Origin of the sequence: Jatrophihabitans endophyticus (genome assembly GCF_900129455.1) — a bacterium.
Classification (GTDB): domain Bacteria; phylum Actinomycetota; class Actinomycetes; order Mycobacteriales; family Jatrophihabitantaceae; genus Jatrophihabitans; species Jatrophihabitans endophyticus.
On record NZ_FQVU01000007.1, the window covers coordinates 1 to 13,105 of the forward strand.

Annotated in this window: 11 protein-coding genes; 7 read left to right on the forward strand and 4 right to left on the reverse strand. The window is 73.1% G+C overall.

Annotation, left to right across the window (positions count from 1 at the left end):
• Window positions 1-335: 335 nt before the first annotated feature.
• A complete protein-coding gene (locus BUE29_RS19875) occupies window positions 336-995 on the reverse strand; it encodes a DUF6318 family protein (protein WP_143168283.1) in 660 nt (219 codons plus the stop codon).
• Window positions 996-1,155: 160 nt separating this feature from the next.
• Here BUE29_RS19875 and BUE29_RS19880 point away from each other — a divergent pair, with 160 nt between their 5' ends.
• Window positions 1,156-1,494 (forward strand): hypothetical protein, encoded by a 339-nt coding sequence (locus BUE29_RS19880; RefSeq protein ID WP_143168284.1) that lies wholly within the window; start codon window positions 1,156-1,158, stop codon window positions 1,492-1,494.
• 85 nt (window positions 1,495-1,579) lie between these two features.
• Here the strand turns inward: BUE29_RS19880 and BUE29_RS19885 are convergent, their stop codons facing one another.
• Together BUE29_RS19885 and BUE29_RS19890 are read right to left on the reverse strand one after the other, a co-directional pair.
• A complete protein-coding gene (locus tag BUE29_RS19885) occupies window positions 1,580-3,154 on the reverse strand; it encodes a DNA polymerase Y family protein (protein WP_073392222.1) in 1,575 nt (524 codons plus the stop codon).
• Window positions 3,151-3,861 carry a hypothetical protein gene (locus tag BUE29_RS19890; RefSeq protein WP_073392223.1) on the reverse strand — a complete coding sequence of 237 codons (711 nt, stop codon included), beginning with the start codon at window positions 3,859-3,861 and terminating at the stop codon, window positions 3,151-3,153. Before BUE29_RS19890 ends, BUE29_RS19885 begins: the two co-directional genes overlap by 4 nt.
• A gap of 152 nt (window positions 3,862-4,013) precedes the next feature.
• On the opposite strand from BUE29_RS19890, the gene BUE29_RS19895 reads away from it, so the two are divergent.
• From BUE29_RS19895 to BUE29_RS19905, 3 genes are all read left to right on the forward strand, one after another.
• Window positions 4,014-5,558 carry a S1C family serine protease gene (locus BUE29_RS19895; protein WP_084181598.1) on the forward strand — a complete coding sequence of 515 codons (1,545 nt, stop codon included), beginning with the start codon at window positions 4,014-4,016 and terminating at the stop codon, window positions 5,556-5,558.
• Window positions 5,559-5,660: 102 nt separating this feature from the next.
• A complete protein-coding gene (locus tag BUE29_RS19900) occupies window positions 5,661-6,155 on the forward strand; it encodes a metallophosphoesterase family protein (RefSeq protein ID WP_073392224.1) in 495 nt (164 codons plus the stop codon).
• Window positions 6,152-6,826 (forward strand): alpha/beta fold hydrolase, encoded by a 675-nt coding sequence (locus BUE29_RS19905; RefSeq protein ID WP_073392225.1) that lies wholly within the window; start codon window positions 6,152-6,154, stop codon window positions 6,824-6,826. The genes BUE29_RS19900 and BUE29_RS19905 overlap by 4 nt, the downstream gene beginning before the upstream one ends.
• 9 nt (window positions 6,827-6,835) lie before the next feature.
• Here BUE29_RS19905 and BUE29_RS19910 read toward each other — a convergent pair whose 3' ends face one another.
• On the reverse strand, window positions 6,836-7,105 hold the full coding sequence (locus BUE29_RS19910) for a hypothetical protein (protein ID WP_143168285.1): 270 nt from the start codon (window positions 7,103-7,105) through the stop codon (window positions 6,836-6,838).
• 51 nt (window positions 7,106-7,156) lie between these two features.
• Between BUE29_RS19910 and hrpA the strand changes: the two genes are divergently transcribed.
• The 3 genes from hrpA to BUE29_RS19925 all read left to right on the forward strand — a co-directional run bounded on the left by hrpA (window position 7,157) and on the right by BUE29_RS19925 (window position 12,853).
• Window positions 7,157-11,080 carry an ATP-dependent RNA helicase HrpA gene (hrpA, locus tag BUE29_RS19915; protein WP_073392227.1) on the forward strand — a complete coding sequence of 1,308 codons (3,924 nt, stop codon included), beginning with the start codon at window positions 7,157-7,159 and terminating at the stop codon, window positions 11,078-11,080.
• Between the two features lie 91 nt (window positions 11,081-11,171).
• Window positions 11,172-11,591 carry a YciI family protein gene (locus BUE29_RS19920; protein WP_073392228.1) on the forward strand — a complete coding sequence of 140 codons (420 nt, stop codon included), beginning with the start codon at window positions 11,172-11,174 and terminating at the stop codon, window positions 11,589-11,591.
• Complete coding sequence (locus BUE29_RS19925) at window positions 11,588-12,853, forward strand: RNA polymerase sigma factor (RefSeq protein WP_073392229.1); 1,266 nt, start codon at window positions 11,588-11,590, stop codon at window positions 12,851-12,853. Before BUE29_RS19920 ends, BUE29_RS19925 begins: the two co-directional genes overlap by 4 nt.
• Window positions 12,854-13,105 lie beyond the last annotated feature (252 nt).

The following is a 13,105-nucleotide window of genomic DNA, read 5'->3' on the forward strand; positions in this document are numbered from 1 at the left end:
GTTCTCGGCTTTTTCGGTGGCTCGGCAGATGATGCGTTGGCTTTGGCAGGTGCTGCCGGCCACGGCTGGTAGACGGTCGCCGAGGTTGGTCAGTTGACGTTCCGCGCTCGTCCCGCAGGTGACCGTCAACGAGTCCGAACGGCCGCTGGTCGCAGATCCAGCTCGTCTCGGCGAAGTGGCGTCGCGCCCTGCGACCCGGATGGACTGACCGGCGTTACATCCCGAGAACTTGTTCCCGTTGCACCGGTCTGCCGTAGCGGGGGAAGAGTAGACGATGCCGGTCGCGAAGAGCGCCCAGATGAGCGCTGGCACAAGCCATGCCCGAGTCGGTCGCGTCATTTCGTGATCACACGTCTCATGTCGCGGACTGCCCAATGGTCGGCCGTCCAACCCAGCCAGAGGCGCCATCGGAGATTTCGGGAGGCGCCACCTCGGGACACGACTCGACCCGTCGAGTCGAGTGTCTTGACGGCCGCGGAGTCGAAGTAGACATCGACCACGGTGGATCCGGGGTGGCGATTGTCGTTCGCGACCAGTTTCCGACCGTGCAGCGCGATGCGTCCACCCTGAAAGTGCTGATGCCTACGCCGGGCCGTGTCGATGTCGTTCACGAAGTCGGTGCAGGTCGAGCAGGGAGTCAGGTAGCGCCCTGTCGTCAGCGTTGTGTCCGTGGTGGCGTAGCCCCAGTCCAGCGCCTGGAACCAGAACAACGCGAACTCGGTGGCGCCGGGTGGGGTGTGGGTCTTGGCGAGGGCGGACTCGGTGGGGGGTTTCTCGCCTGGGCGCACGTTGGGTCCGGTGGTGGGCACGGTCGGGCTGGGGGTGGCGCTGCTGCTCGGGCGGGTCGTCGTGGTCGGCGCGGTCGGGGTCGTTCGCGTGACGGTTCGGCTCGGTGTCGGGTCGCTGCCGTCGTCGGAGGTGCAGGCGGCAGCGGACAGCACGACCAGCGCCATCGCGACAATTGCCGCAAACCTCCTCCGATTCACGCCGAGCATGCTGCCACGAAACCGCGCGGGATGGTCGGGTTGTCCACAGGCAGTCACGTTCGCACCGCCCGAACGGCGGGTTGTCCACAGCCCGCCGGCTCATGCGAGCGGGAGGACACCGCGCCGAGCTACGGTCCCCGGCCATGACACGGCTGCACGGGGGTGAACCATGAGTCGGCACGACGAGTTGCGGGATCACGTCGCTCGGGAGGCGCGGGACCTCTTCGGAGCAGGTGACGTGGGGCTCTACGAATTCGTCGACGAGCTCAGGCAGTTCGATCGGCTGACGGACGGCGAGCGCACGGCGATCGCACGCGAGGCGGTGGTCTCCCTGCTCGAGGAAGGCGCGTGTCGGCTGGTCTGGAAGGTCTGGGCCGACACGCACTACGAGGAACCGGCGCACCTCGCCGACATCACCGACGTCGCGTGGCAGGTGCCCACCGAGAAGCCGTACCTCGCCCTGGAACCGGTGGGCGAGCAACCGGGAGCGAATGGAATGCGGTCATGAGGGGAGGCAGGCCGTTGACGCGGATCCGCGCATTCTGCCGTCCACGCATCAGGGCACCCGGCCGGTCGCGCGGTGATGCCGTGCGTCAGTCGTAGACGGCGTCGACCTGCCAGCGAGGGGGTTCGCCGCTGCCGCTTGCCGGCATCGTCCCGGTGACGAGGTAGGCGCGGCCGTGAACGTCCACGACCTGGCAACGGACGACCCGTCGTGCGTCGTCGGGTGACCACCAGCGCTCGTCCACCGGCCAGGGGCCGGCCCACGACGTGACCGCCGCGAGGTCGCGCCCGGTGCCGAACAGGGCGGGCGGCGAGGGCATCGCGCCTCGCTCGGTGATCACCACCGGACGCCGCGCGGCGTCGAGCAGCTGCGCCGGCCGGGGTGGGTCGAGCAGCACCGACGGGGCGGGGGCCGGCAGCTGGCCGGGCCAGGGTTGCTCGGGCGAGCGCAGCGGCAACGGCTCGTCCCCCCACGGCACGAGACGGGTGCGCTGCCCGGGATCGCGGCCGCCCTCGAGCACCGGCGCCAGCACCGAGCCGTGGCCCAGCAGGGTCTGCACCCGGGCGAGGGCTCGGGCGGCCCGCTCGTCCTCGTCACCCTGCCCGCCCCACAGCGCCTGCTGGTGGGTGCCGGTGGGGACGACCTCGATCGGCACGAGGACGACCCGGATCACCCCGCCGCTCGGCCGGTTGGTCCCGGACAGCCACCCCTCGAGCTGCCAGCGGGCGCGGTCGAGGACGTCGCTTACCCCCAGCACCCCGGCGTGACGCCAGCGGCGCACCGTCTCCTCGCCGTTCTCGCTCAGTGCCTGCAGCTCGAGGCAGGTGCAGGCCAGGCCGTGCGCGGCGAGGTCGGTGACGAACTGCTCGGCGACGCCGCGGGCGGAGAATGCGACGGTGTCGACGCGGTCGACCGGGGGTTCGAGATCGAGGGTGACCGTGAACTCGACGGGGGGACGGCGGCCGCTGACCGGGTGGTCGTCGGTGCCCAGTGCCTGCCGGTGTGCCCAGGCGCCGTCGGGCCCGAACCGGGCGAGGACGTCGCGGGCGGGCAGTGCGGCGAAGGCGCCCAGGGTGCGGACGCCCAGGCGGATGAGCAGGTCGACCAGCGGTGACGTGCCGGCGGGGGCGAGGGTCTCGATCGGCAGGTTCTCGAGGAACGCCGACGACTCGCCGGGCTCGATCACCATGCCGCGCCGCGCCGCCTGCTCGGCCGCGAACGCGCCGTCGGCGATGCCGATGAGGACGTCGGCCCCCTGCAGGGCGGGGATGTCGGCGACCCCGCGCGAGAGCGCGCGCAGCACCCCGGTCTCGCCGCCGAAGTAGCGGGTGGGGCCCCGGACGCCGATCGCGGCCAACCCGGGCCGGGTGATCTCGACGCCGGGGGCGATCGCCTCGAGCGCCGCCACCACCGGTTCGAAGACCCGCGCCTCGGCGGCCTCGTCGCGGCCGAGCACCACGAGCTCGGGGCAGCGGCCCTGCGCCTCGCGCCGTCGTAGGCCGCGCCGCACCCCCTGCTCGCGGGCCCGCTGCGAGCAGGCCACCACCCGGTTGGCGGTGACGACCGCGACGGGGTCGTCGGCCCCGCGACCGGCCTCGACCCGGGCGGTGGTGACCGGCCAGTCGGGGCACCAGATGCTGACCCGCCGGGTGTAGGTCGTCATCCGGCGAGCTCGACGACGGGGGCGAGCGGAACGCCCGAGACGGCCGGCGGTGCCTCGGCGACACCGCCGCCCGGCGCCGGCAGCCAGAGCTCGGCCGAGCGCGGGCGGGCGGACGCACCGCGACCGCCGGCGCTGACCTCGACCCGGCGACCGCGCAACCGGCCGGTGCCCGAGCCGATGCCCGACCAGACCCCCTCGCCGGCCTGCAGCCGGACGTCGGCCGCGGGCCACGCCGACCCCGCCGTCGACCCGGCGAGGAAGGGCATGAGCACCGCGTCCTTGCTGCGGGCGCGCGCGGCCAGCCGCCGTACGTCGCCGGGGACGAGGCCACGGCCGGCAGGCGGACGGACGGCCACGACGTCGACGGCGTCGAGCAGGGCACCCACCGCCGTCGTCCACCCCGACCCGGCCGCGGGGACGAGCGCGAGCCGGCCGAGATCGACGCCGTACTCGCGCGCGGCCTCGGCGCTCACCCGCGGGAAACCGACCAGCGCGCACCACGCGCCGTCGGTCGACGCCGCGCCGAGCAGCGCGAACAGCAGCGACAGCGAGCCGCCGACGCTGACCGTGCTGCCGCGGCGCAGCCCGTCGGGCAGAATCGTGCGCAGGGCCGGTGCGACCGGCAACGGGGGTGCGGTGCGGACGCCGACGTGCTGCCAGTCGACGACGGCGGTGCCGTCGGCGCGGCGGATGGCAACGTCCAGCATCAGTCAATCATCGAACAGGCGTTCGATTGCGTCAATCGGCTCCGGCGTGTCGCGTAGCGTGCGTCCGGTATGCGAGCAGGCCCGAAGCTCACACAGGTTTCGCACGGCTACAGCTCAGTGAACGACTGGGTTGTGCGCGTTCAGTGGTGGACATGGCGATCAACGACGCGCAGTCCGGCTCCGACCAGAACCCCGAGCCCGACCGCACCACCCCGTTCTCCTCCCAGGGTTCTGGACCGCAGTCGGCGCCGTCGCCGAGCCCGTACCCGTCGCCCTACCCGTCGGCGCAGCCGCAGCAGCAGCCCGGGCACGGCTCGCCCTACCTCGGCAGCTACTCGAGCGAGTACCCCGGGCCGTACACGAACCCGTACGCCGACCCCTACGCCACCGAGTACCGCCCGCAGCCCGGCTACGGCGCGGTGGGCACGTACCCGCCGGCGGGGTCTCCGGCCCCGGCCGGCCGCTCGCCGCGGCGCAGGCGCGCGCTGGTCGGCGTGGGCGGTGCGGCGCTGGCCGCGGCACTCGTGCTCTCCGGCGTCGGAATCGGGCGCGCGACGACCGACGGCAGCGGCACGGTCGCCCAGCAGCCCGCGTTCGGCAACGGCAGCAGCAGCTCCGGGTCGGGCAGCACCGGCAGCGGCTCGGGCAGCGGCAACTCCGGCAACTCCGGCAACACCGGCCAGCTGCCCGGTCAGGGCGTCCTCCCCGGCGGCGGGCAGGGCAACAGCGGCAACGGCAACAGCGGTAACGGCAACAGCTCGCAGGGCAGCGGGACGGCGGCGAGCGCGACGCAGCAGAAGGGCATCGTCACCATCACCTCGGTGCTCAAGTACGAGAACGCCGAGAGCGCCGGCACCGGGATGATCCTCAGCTCCGACGGCGAGATCCTCACCAACAACCACGTCATCAGCGGTGCCACCAGCATCACGGTCACCGACGAGACGACCGGCCGCTCCTACAAGGCGGACGTCGTCGGCACCGACAAGAGCGACGACGTCGCGGTGATCAAGCTGCGCAACGCGTCCGGGCTGACCACCGCCCAGGTCGGCGACGCCTCGGACGTCTCGGCGCTGAAGGTCGGCGCCGCCGTCACCGGCGTCGGCAACGCCGGCGGCACCGGCTCGCTGACCGCGGCGAGCGGCAAGGTCACCGCGCTCGAACAGTCCATCACCGCCTCGGACGAGAGCGGCAGCGACTCGGAGAAGCTCACCGGCCTCATCAAGACCGACGCCGGCATCGTCTCCGGCGACTCGGGCGGCCCGCTGTACGACTCGTCCGGCGACGTCGTCGGCATCAACACCGCCGCGTCCTCGGGCAACGGCTCCGGCGCGACGTCCGAGGGCTACGCCATCCCGATCGACGACGCGCTCACGATCGCCCGGCAGATCGAGTCCGGCGTCGAGACCTCCTCGGTCCGCATCGGCCTGCCCGCCTTCATCGGCGTCGGGGTCACCGACTCCGCCTCCGGCGGCGCCGGCATCACCTCGGTCGTCGAGGGCGGTCCCGCCGCCGACGCCGGCATCACGTCGGGCTCGGTGATCACCGAGGTGGGCGGCAAGTCCGTCACCAACGGCACCTCGCTGAAGAAGCGGCTGGCCGCCTACGACCCGGGGCAGCGCGTCGCCATCACCTGGACCGACACGTCCGGCTCCAGCCACACCAAGACCGTCACCCTGACGAGCGGACCGGCCGACTGACCTGCGACGGCAGCGACCGACCGCGCCCCCCACACGGCCCGGACGAGACATGGTCTCGTCCGGGCCGTTCCGTCGTGCTCGCGCGGTCGGCAGACTGGCGCCATGCGGCTGGCCCTGCTCTCGGACACGCACGCGCCGCGCCACTGGAAGGCGTGTCCACCGGCCGTCGCCGCGCGCCTCGACGGTGTCGACGCCATCCTGCACGCGGGTGACGTCTGCACGGCCGCGACGCTGGACGAGCTGGCGCGGTTCGCGCCGGTCCACGCCGTTCGCGGCAACAACGACGGTCCGGACGTCGCGCGCTGGGGTGCCCCGGAGCGGTGCGAGCTCGACCTCGGTGGCCTCGCCGTCGCGATGGTGCACGACAGCGGTGCCCGGCAGGGCCGCGCGGCGCGGCTACGGCGGATGTTCCCTACCGCGGACCTCGTGGTCTTCGGCCACTCGCACATCCCGTGGGACGAGACGGTCGACGGGCAGCGGGCGATCAACCCCGGTTCGCCGACGGACAAGCGGCGCCAACCGCACGGGACGATGGGGCTGCTCGAGGTCGTCGACGGCCACATCGTCGACTACGAGCTGATCGAGGTGCGGCGATGACGACCTTCGTCCTGATCCCCGGTGCCGGTGGCGTCGCGCTGTACTGGCGCGAACTGGTCATCGAGCTCGAGTCGCGGGGTCACGTCGCGGTCGCGGTCGACATCCGGGAGGACGACCCGGCGCTGGGACTGCCCGAGTACGCCGCGCTGGTGGACGAGGCGATCGGTGCTCACCGTGACGTGGTCGTGGTCGCGCAGTCGATGGGCGGGTTCACGGCGCCGATGCTGGCGCGCCGAGAGGCGCTGGCCCGGATCGTCCTGCTCAACGCGATGATCCCGTTGCCCGGTGAGACGCCGGGCGAGTGGTGGGAGGCCACGGGCCAGCCGGACGCGCGGGCCACGGCCGACGCCGCGGCCGGCCGCTCGGGCGAGTTCGACCTCGAGACGTACTTCCTGCACGACATCCCCGACGACGTGAAGGCCGCGATGGCCGGTGCTGACCGCGCTCCCGCCGACACCCCGTTCGGGCAACCGTGCACGTTCCAGGCCTGGCCGGCGGTGCCGACGCACGTGCTGGTGGGCGCCGACGACCGGTTCTTCCCGGCCGCCTTCCAGGTCCGCGTGGCGCGTGAGCGGCTGGGTGTCGAGGCCGACGTCCTGCCCGGCGGCCACCTGCTCGCGAAGAGCCGCCCGGCCGACCTGGCCGAGCGGCTCCTGACGTATCTGGCGTGACGAGCGGGATCAGGCGCGGCCCGACCCGTCCTCCGGGTCGACGGCGTGGGCGGCGTCCTCGTCGTCGATCCGCACGCCGGCGAGCGGATCGCCCGCACCGGTGCCCTCGACGGTCGGCGCGGTGTCGGCCGGTGGCGCGTCGGTGGGCGGCGGGCCCTCGCCCGACGCGCGCGACAGCGGCTGGATACGGTCCTCGGCCGCCTTGGCGTCCGGGTTGGCGAAGCTGTCCAGGCCCTCGTGCGGCTCGGCCGCGATGTCCTGGTCGGTCGGTTCACTCATGCGATCCACGTACCCGAAATCGACCCGCGCGCACCGCCTATCCTGGGCGGAGTGTTCGCGCCCCCGTCCGTCGCCGAGCTGCGCGAGCGGCTGGAGGGGCTGACGATCCGCGACGCCGCGCGGCTGCGCCGCCGCCTCGACGGGTTGCGACGGCGGGACGACCCGCGGGCCCGGGCGCAGGTCACCGAGCAGATCGCGCGGGGCGAGGGGTTGATCGAGACACGGCGGTCGGCCGTCCCCGACATCCGCTACCCCGACCTGCCGGTCAGCGCGAAGCGCGACGACATCGCCACCGCGATCCGCGAGCACCAGGTGGTCGTCGTCGCCGGTGAGACCGGCTCGGGCAAGACGACGCAGCTGCCCAAGATCTGCCTCGACCTCGGTCGCGGCGTGCGCGGGACGATCGGCCACACCCAGCCGCGCCGCCTCGCCGCGCGCACCGTCGCCCAGCGCATCGCCGACGAGGTGGGCTCCCCGCTCGGCGACACCGTCGGCTACACCGTCCGCTTCACCGACGAGGTCAGCGACCGCACCCTCGTCAAGCTGATGACCGACGGCATCCTGCTCGCCGAGATGCAGCGCGACCGCCGGCTGCTGCGTTACGACACGCTCATCCTGGACGAGGCGCACGAGCGCAGCCTGAACATCGACTTCCTGCTGGGCTACCTCAAGCAGCTGCTGCCGCGGCGTCCCGACCTCAAGGTCGTGGTCACGAGCGCGACCATCGAGCCCGAGCGGTTCGCCGCCCACTTCGCCCAGCCGGACGGCACGCCGGCGCCGATCGTCGAGGTGTCGGGCCGGACCTATCCGGTCGAGATCCGCTACCGACCGCTGGAGGTGCCGGTAGGGCGCACGGGCGACGCCGAGTCCGACGACGGCGCCGACGATCCGGACCACGAGGTCGTCCGCATCGAGACGCGCGACCCCACCGAGGCCATCGTGGACGCGGTCGCCGAGCTCGAACGCGAGGCGCCCGGCGACGTCCTCGTGTTCCTGTCCGGCGAACGCGAGATCCGCGACACCGCCGATGCGCTGTCGGGGCTGCGCAACACCGAGGTGCTGCCGCTCTACGCGCGGCTCTCGACCGCCGAGCAGCAGAAGGTGTTCCAGCCGCACACCGGTCGCCGGGTGGTGCTCGCGACGAACGTCGCCGAGACGTCGTTGACCGTCCCGGGCATTCGGTACGTCGTCGACCCTGGCACCGCGCGCATCTCGCGCTACTCGCGGCGGACGAAGGTGCAGCGGCTGCCGATCGAGCCGGTGTCGCAGGCGTCGGCGGCGCAGCGGGCCGGGCGCTGCGGCCGCGTCGCCGACGGCATCTGCATCCGGCTCTACGCCGAGGACGACTTCGCCGCCCGGCCGCGCTACACCGACCCCGAGATCCTGCGGACGAACCTGGCGTCGGTCATGCTGCAGATGGCGGCGCTGCAGCTCGGCGACGTCGCCGACTTCCCCTTCCTCGACCCGCCTGACAAGCGCAGCGTCCGCGACGGGGTGCAGCTGCTGCAGGAGCTCGGCGCCTTCGATGCGGCCGGTGCGATCACCGACGTCGGCCGTCGGCTCGCGCAGCTGCCGGTCGACCCGCGCATCGGCCGGATGATCCTCGCGGCCGACACCGAGGGGTGCGTCCGCGAGATGCTCGTCCTCGCGGCGGCGCTGTCGATCCCCGACCCGCGCGAACGCCCCGTCGACAGGGAGGATGCGGCGCGGCAGAAGCATGCCCGCTTCGCCGACGAGCACTCCGACTTCGTGTCGTTCCTCAACCTGTGGCACTACCTGCGCGAGCAGCGGCAGGAGCGGTCGGGCAACCAGTTCCGTCGGATGTGCCGAGAGGAGTTCCTGCACTACCTGCGCATCCGCGAGTGGCAGGATCTCGTCGGACAATTGCGCACGATCGCGCGAAATCTCGACGTCGTAGAGTCGGACGAGCCGGCGCCCCCTGAACGCATCCATGCCGCTCTCCTCGCCGGGTTGTTGGGCCATGTCGGCGCCCGCGAGGGCGACAACCGCGACTACCTCGGCGCGCGCAACTCGCGCTTCGTGCTCGCGCCCGGATCGGTGCTGACGAAGCGGCCGCCGCGGTGGATCGTGGTCGCCGATCTCGTCGAGACGTCGCGGCTGTTCGGCCGTGTCGCGGCGCGCATCGACCCCGAGACCGTCGAGCGGGTCGCGGGCCCGCTGGTGCAGCGGACGTTCAGCGAGCCGCACTGGGACGCCAAGCGCGGCGCGGTCATGGCCTACGAGCGGGTCAACCTCTACGGTCTGCCGCTCGTCCCGCGTCGAAGAGTGGGGTACTCGACGGTCGAACCGGACGTGGCCCGCGACCTGTTCGTGCGGCACGCCCTGGTCGAGGGCGACTGGACGACGCGGCACCACTTCTTCCGTGACAACGAGGCGCTGCGGGCCGAGCTCACCGAGCTGGAGGAGCGGGCCCGCCGCCGGGACCTGCTCGTCACCGACGACGAGATCCACGCCTGGTACGACGCCCGGGTGCCGGCGGAGGCGGTGTCGCAGCGGCACTTCGACGCGTGGTGGAAGAAGCAACGGCATCGGACGCCGGATCTGCTGACGATGACCCGCGACGACCTGCTGCGCCACGACGACGACGCACCCGAGACGCTCGAGACCTGGCGGGCCGGGGACCTCGCGCTGCCGGTGACCTATCGCTTCGAGCCCGGTGCGGCCGACGACGGCGTCACCGTGCACGTCCCCGTCGACGTGCTCGCCCGCCTCGGCGGCGAGGAGTTCGCGTGGCAGGTCCCTGCGCTGCGCGAGGAGCTGGTCGTCGCGCTGCTGCGCGGGCTTCCCAAGGAGCTGCGCCGCAACTTCGTCCCCGTGCCCGACACCGCGCGGGCGGTGCTCGCCGAGTTGCAGCCCGGGCAGGATCCGCTGCTGCCCGGACTGCAGCGCGAGCTGCAGCGACGCACCGGCGTGCTCGTCCCGCTCGAGGCGTTCGACGTGGACAAGGTGCCCGGCCACCTGCGGGTGTCGTTCGCCGTCGAGGACGCGACCGGGGACGTCGTCGCGCGCGGCAAGGACCTGACCGCGCTGCAGGAGGAGCTGGCCGCGCCGGTCCGCGCCGCGGTGGCCGCCGCCGTGGCTGGGGAGCTGGAGCGCGGCGGGCTCACCGCGTGGCCGGCCGACCTCGCCGAGCTGCCGCGCAGCGTCGAGCGCAGCAGTGGTGCCCACACCGTCCGCGGGTTCCCGGCGCTGGTGGACGAGGGGGGTTCGGTCGCGGTCCGCGTGTTCGCGACGGCGGCCGAGCAGGCGGCCGCGATGCGTCCCGGCGTCCGCCGGCTGCTGCGGCTCGCGACGTCCTCACCGGTGAAGGCCGTGGAGCGGACGATCGGCACGCGGTCACGGCTCGTCCTCGGCTCGAACCCCGACGGCTCGCTCGCCGCGCTGATCGACGACGCGGCCGACGCCGCCGTCGACTCGCTGGTCGCCGAGCCGGTGTGGACGCGTGACGGGTTCGAGCAGCTGCGCGCGACGGTGGCCGGGCAGCTCGTCGCGGTGACGGCGGACGTGGTGCGCCGCGTCGAGGCGGTGCTCGCCGCCGCCCACGAGGTGCGGCTCGCGCTGCCGGCCGACCCGCCGCGCACCCAGGCGGAGTCGATCGCGGACGTCCGCGAGCAGTTTCGGCGGCTGCTGCCCGTGGGCTTCGTGACCCGCATCGGCGCGGCGCACCTGGCCGACGCCGCGCGCTACGTCACTGCGATCGGGCGGCGGCTCGAGATGCTGCCCCGCGACGTCGACACCGACCGGGGGAGGATGCTGCGCGTCCATGCCGTCCGCGACGCGTACGACGAGCTGGTACGGGCGCTGCCGCCGATCCGGGCGGCGGCCGAGGACGTCCGCGACATCGCCCGGCTGATCGAAGAGCTGCGGGTGAGCGTGTGGGCGCAGCAGCTGGGCACCCCCCGTCCGGTCAGCGAGAAGCGGATCTACCGCGCCATCGACGCGATCGAGTTGTAGGAAGTCTTCGTCGGCTGTCGATTCCGCGGCTGGCCGTTCGACGTCCGAGTGAGTCAGGGTGTAGGACCCGGGCCGAGCGAAGGAGAACGCGATGCGCGTGATGGTGATCGTGAAGGCGACCGAGAACAGCGAAGCCGGACACGTGGGCACCGAGGAGGAGTTCGACGCGATGGGCAAGTTCAACGTCGAGCTCGTCGCGGCCGGCGTCATGCTCGCCGGTGACGGGATCGCGCCCAGCTCGCGGGGCAAGCGCATCAGGTTCGCCGACAGGCAGACCACCGTCGTCGACGGCCCGTTCGCCGAGACCAAGGAGCTCGTCTCGGGGTACTGGATCTGGCAGGTCGGCTCCATGGACGAGGCGATGGAGTGGGCGCAGCGGGTGCCGTTCGTCGACGGCGAACTCGAGGTGCGCCCGATCATGGAGATCGAGGACCTCGGCGAGAACTTCACCCCCGACATGCGCGTGCAGGAGCAGAAGCTGCGCAGTCGGATCGCCGACCAGGGGCAGTGACGCAGGACGTCGCGTCTCGCGTCGCCGCCGTCTGGCGGATCGAGGCCGCGCGGGTCGTCGCGGGGCTGGCGCGCGTCGTCCACGAGGTGGGGTTGGCCGAGGATCTCGCGCAGGACGCACTGGTGGCCGCGCTGGAGCAGTGGCCGGCGTCGGGCGTGCCCGACAACCCCGCCGCGTGGCTGACCGCGGTGGCGCGGCGTCGCTACGTCGATTCGGTGCGGCGTGCCGTCACCTACGAACGCAAACTCGCCGAGATCGGTCACGAGCGGCAGGAGGTGGCCGACCCGATGGCCGACATCGACGTCGAGACCACCGTCGCCGACGACGTGCTGCGGCTGATGTTCACCGCCTGCCATCCGGTGCTGGCGCCCGAGGCGCGGGTCGCGCTGACGCTGCGGATGGTCGGTGGGCTGACGACCGACGAGATCGCCCGCGCGTACCTCGTCCCCGTGCCGACGATGGCGGCGCGGATCACGCGGGCGAAGAAGGCGCTGCGCGCCGCGGGCGTGCCGTTCGAGGTGCCGTCCGGGCCGGAGCTCCCGTCGCGGCTCGCGTCGGTGCTCGAGGTGGTCTACCTCGTCTTCAACGAGGGGTACGCCGCGTCGTCCGGGGCGACGTGGACGCGGCCGGTCCTGTGCGAGGAGGCGATGCGGCTCGGCCGGATGCTGGCGGCGCTGGCCCCGCCCGAGCCGGAGGCCCACGGCCTCGTCGCGCTCATGGAGCTGCAGGCGTCCCGGCTGCGGGCGCGGGTCTCCGCGGCCGGGGAGCCGGTGCAGTTGCCCGACCAGGACCGTTCGCGCTGGGACCGCACGCTCATCACCCACGCGCTCGCCGCTCTCGCGCGGGCCGAGTCGTTCGGTGGCGCGGGGCCGTACGTGCTGCAGGCGCAGATCGCCGCCTGCCACGCCCGCGCGGCCCGGGCCGAGGACACCGATTGGGCGCGCATCGCCGAGCGGTACGACGCGCTCGTCGAGGTGACCGGCTCGCCGGTCGTGGAGCTCAACCGTGCGGTCGCCGTCGCGATGGCCGGCGACCCCGCCGAGGCGCTCGCCATCGTGGACGACCTGATCGCCGAAGACCTCCCCGCTCTGCGCGGCTACCACCTCGTACCGGCGGTGCGCGGCGACGTGCTCGCGAGGCTGGGGCACGCCGCCGACGCGGCCGCGGAGTTCCGGCGCGCCGCCGAGCTGTGCGATAACGAGCAGGAGCGCGCGGTGCTGCAGCGACGCGCCCGGGGGGATCACCCCGGCGGTGCCCGGTAGACGTGACCGGTCCGGCTACGCCACACCAACCCGTCGGCCGGGTCGCCCGTGACCGTCCAGCCGGCCTCGTGCTTCACCATTCGTAGAGGTGCCCTGTCGGGCCTCCCGATTGGCGGTGCGATGGGTGGCGTGTCGTGTCGCGCGCAGCGCGGCACGGCACTACTCCTCTTGATCTACCAACGAAACTGAGCGAACCTCCTAGCGGTGTCCACGGAGTCGGCCGGTGGCACAGTCGTGCTGAAGAGACTTCCA

Excerpts from the sequence above, each read along its gene's own strand:
- BUE29_RS19875 (WP_143168283.1), bottom strand. The coding sequence starts at position 995 with ATGCTCGGCGTGAATCGGAGGAGGTTTGCGGCAATTGTCGCGATGGCG.
- BUE29_RS19920 (WP_073392228.1), top strand. The coding sequence starts at position 11,172 with ATGCGCGTGATGGTGATCGTGAAGGCGACCGAGAACAGCGAAGCCGGA.
- BUE29_RS19890 (WP_073392223.1), bottom strand. The coding sequence starts at position 3,861 with ATGCTGGACGTTGCCATCCGCCGCGCCGACGGCACCGCCGTCGTCGAC.
- BUE29_RS19900 (WP_073392224.1), top strand. The coding sequence starts at position 5,661 with ATGCGGCTGGCCCTGCTCTCGGACACGCACGCGCCGCGCCACTGGAAG.
- BUE29_RS19885 (WP_073392222.1), bottom strand. The coding sequence starts at position 3,154 with ATGACGACCTACACCCGGCGGGTCAGCATCTGGTGCCCCGACTGGCCG.
- BUE29_RS19880 (WP_143168284.1), top strand. The coding sequence starts at position 1,156 with ATGAGTCGGCACGACGAGTTGCGGGATCACGTCGCTCGGGAGGCGCGG.
- BUE29_RS19905 (WP_073392225.1), top strand. The coding sequence starts at position 6,152 with ATGACGACCTTCGTCCTGATCCCCGGTGCCGGTGGCGTCGCGCTGTAC.
- BUE29_RS19895 (WP_084181598.1), top strand. The coding sequence starts at position 4,014 with ATGGCGATCAACGACGCGCAGTCCGGCTCCGACCAGAACCCCGAGCCC.
- BUE29_RS19910 (WP_143168285.1), bottom strand. The coding sequence starts at position 7,105 with ATGAGTGAACCGACCGACCAGGACATCGCGGCCGAGCCGCACGAGGGC.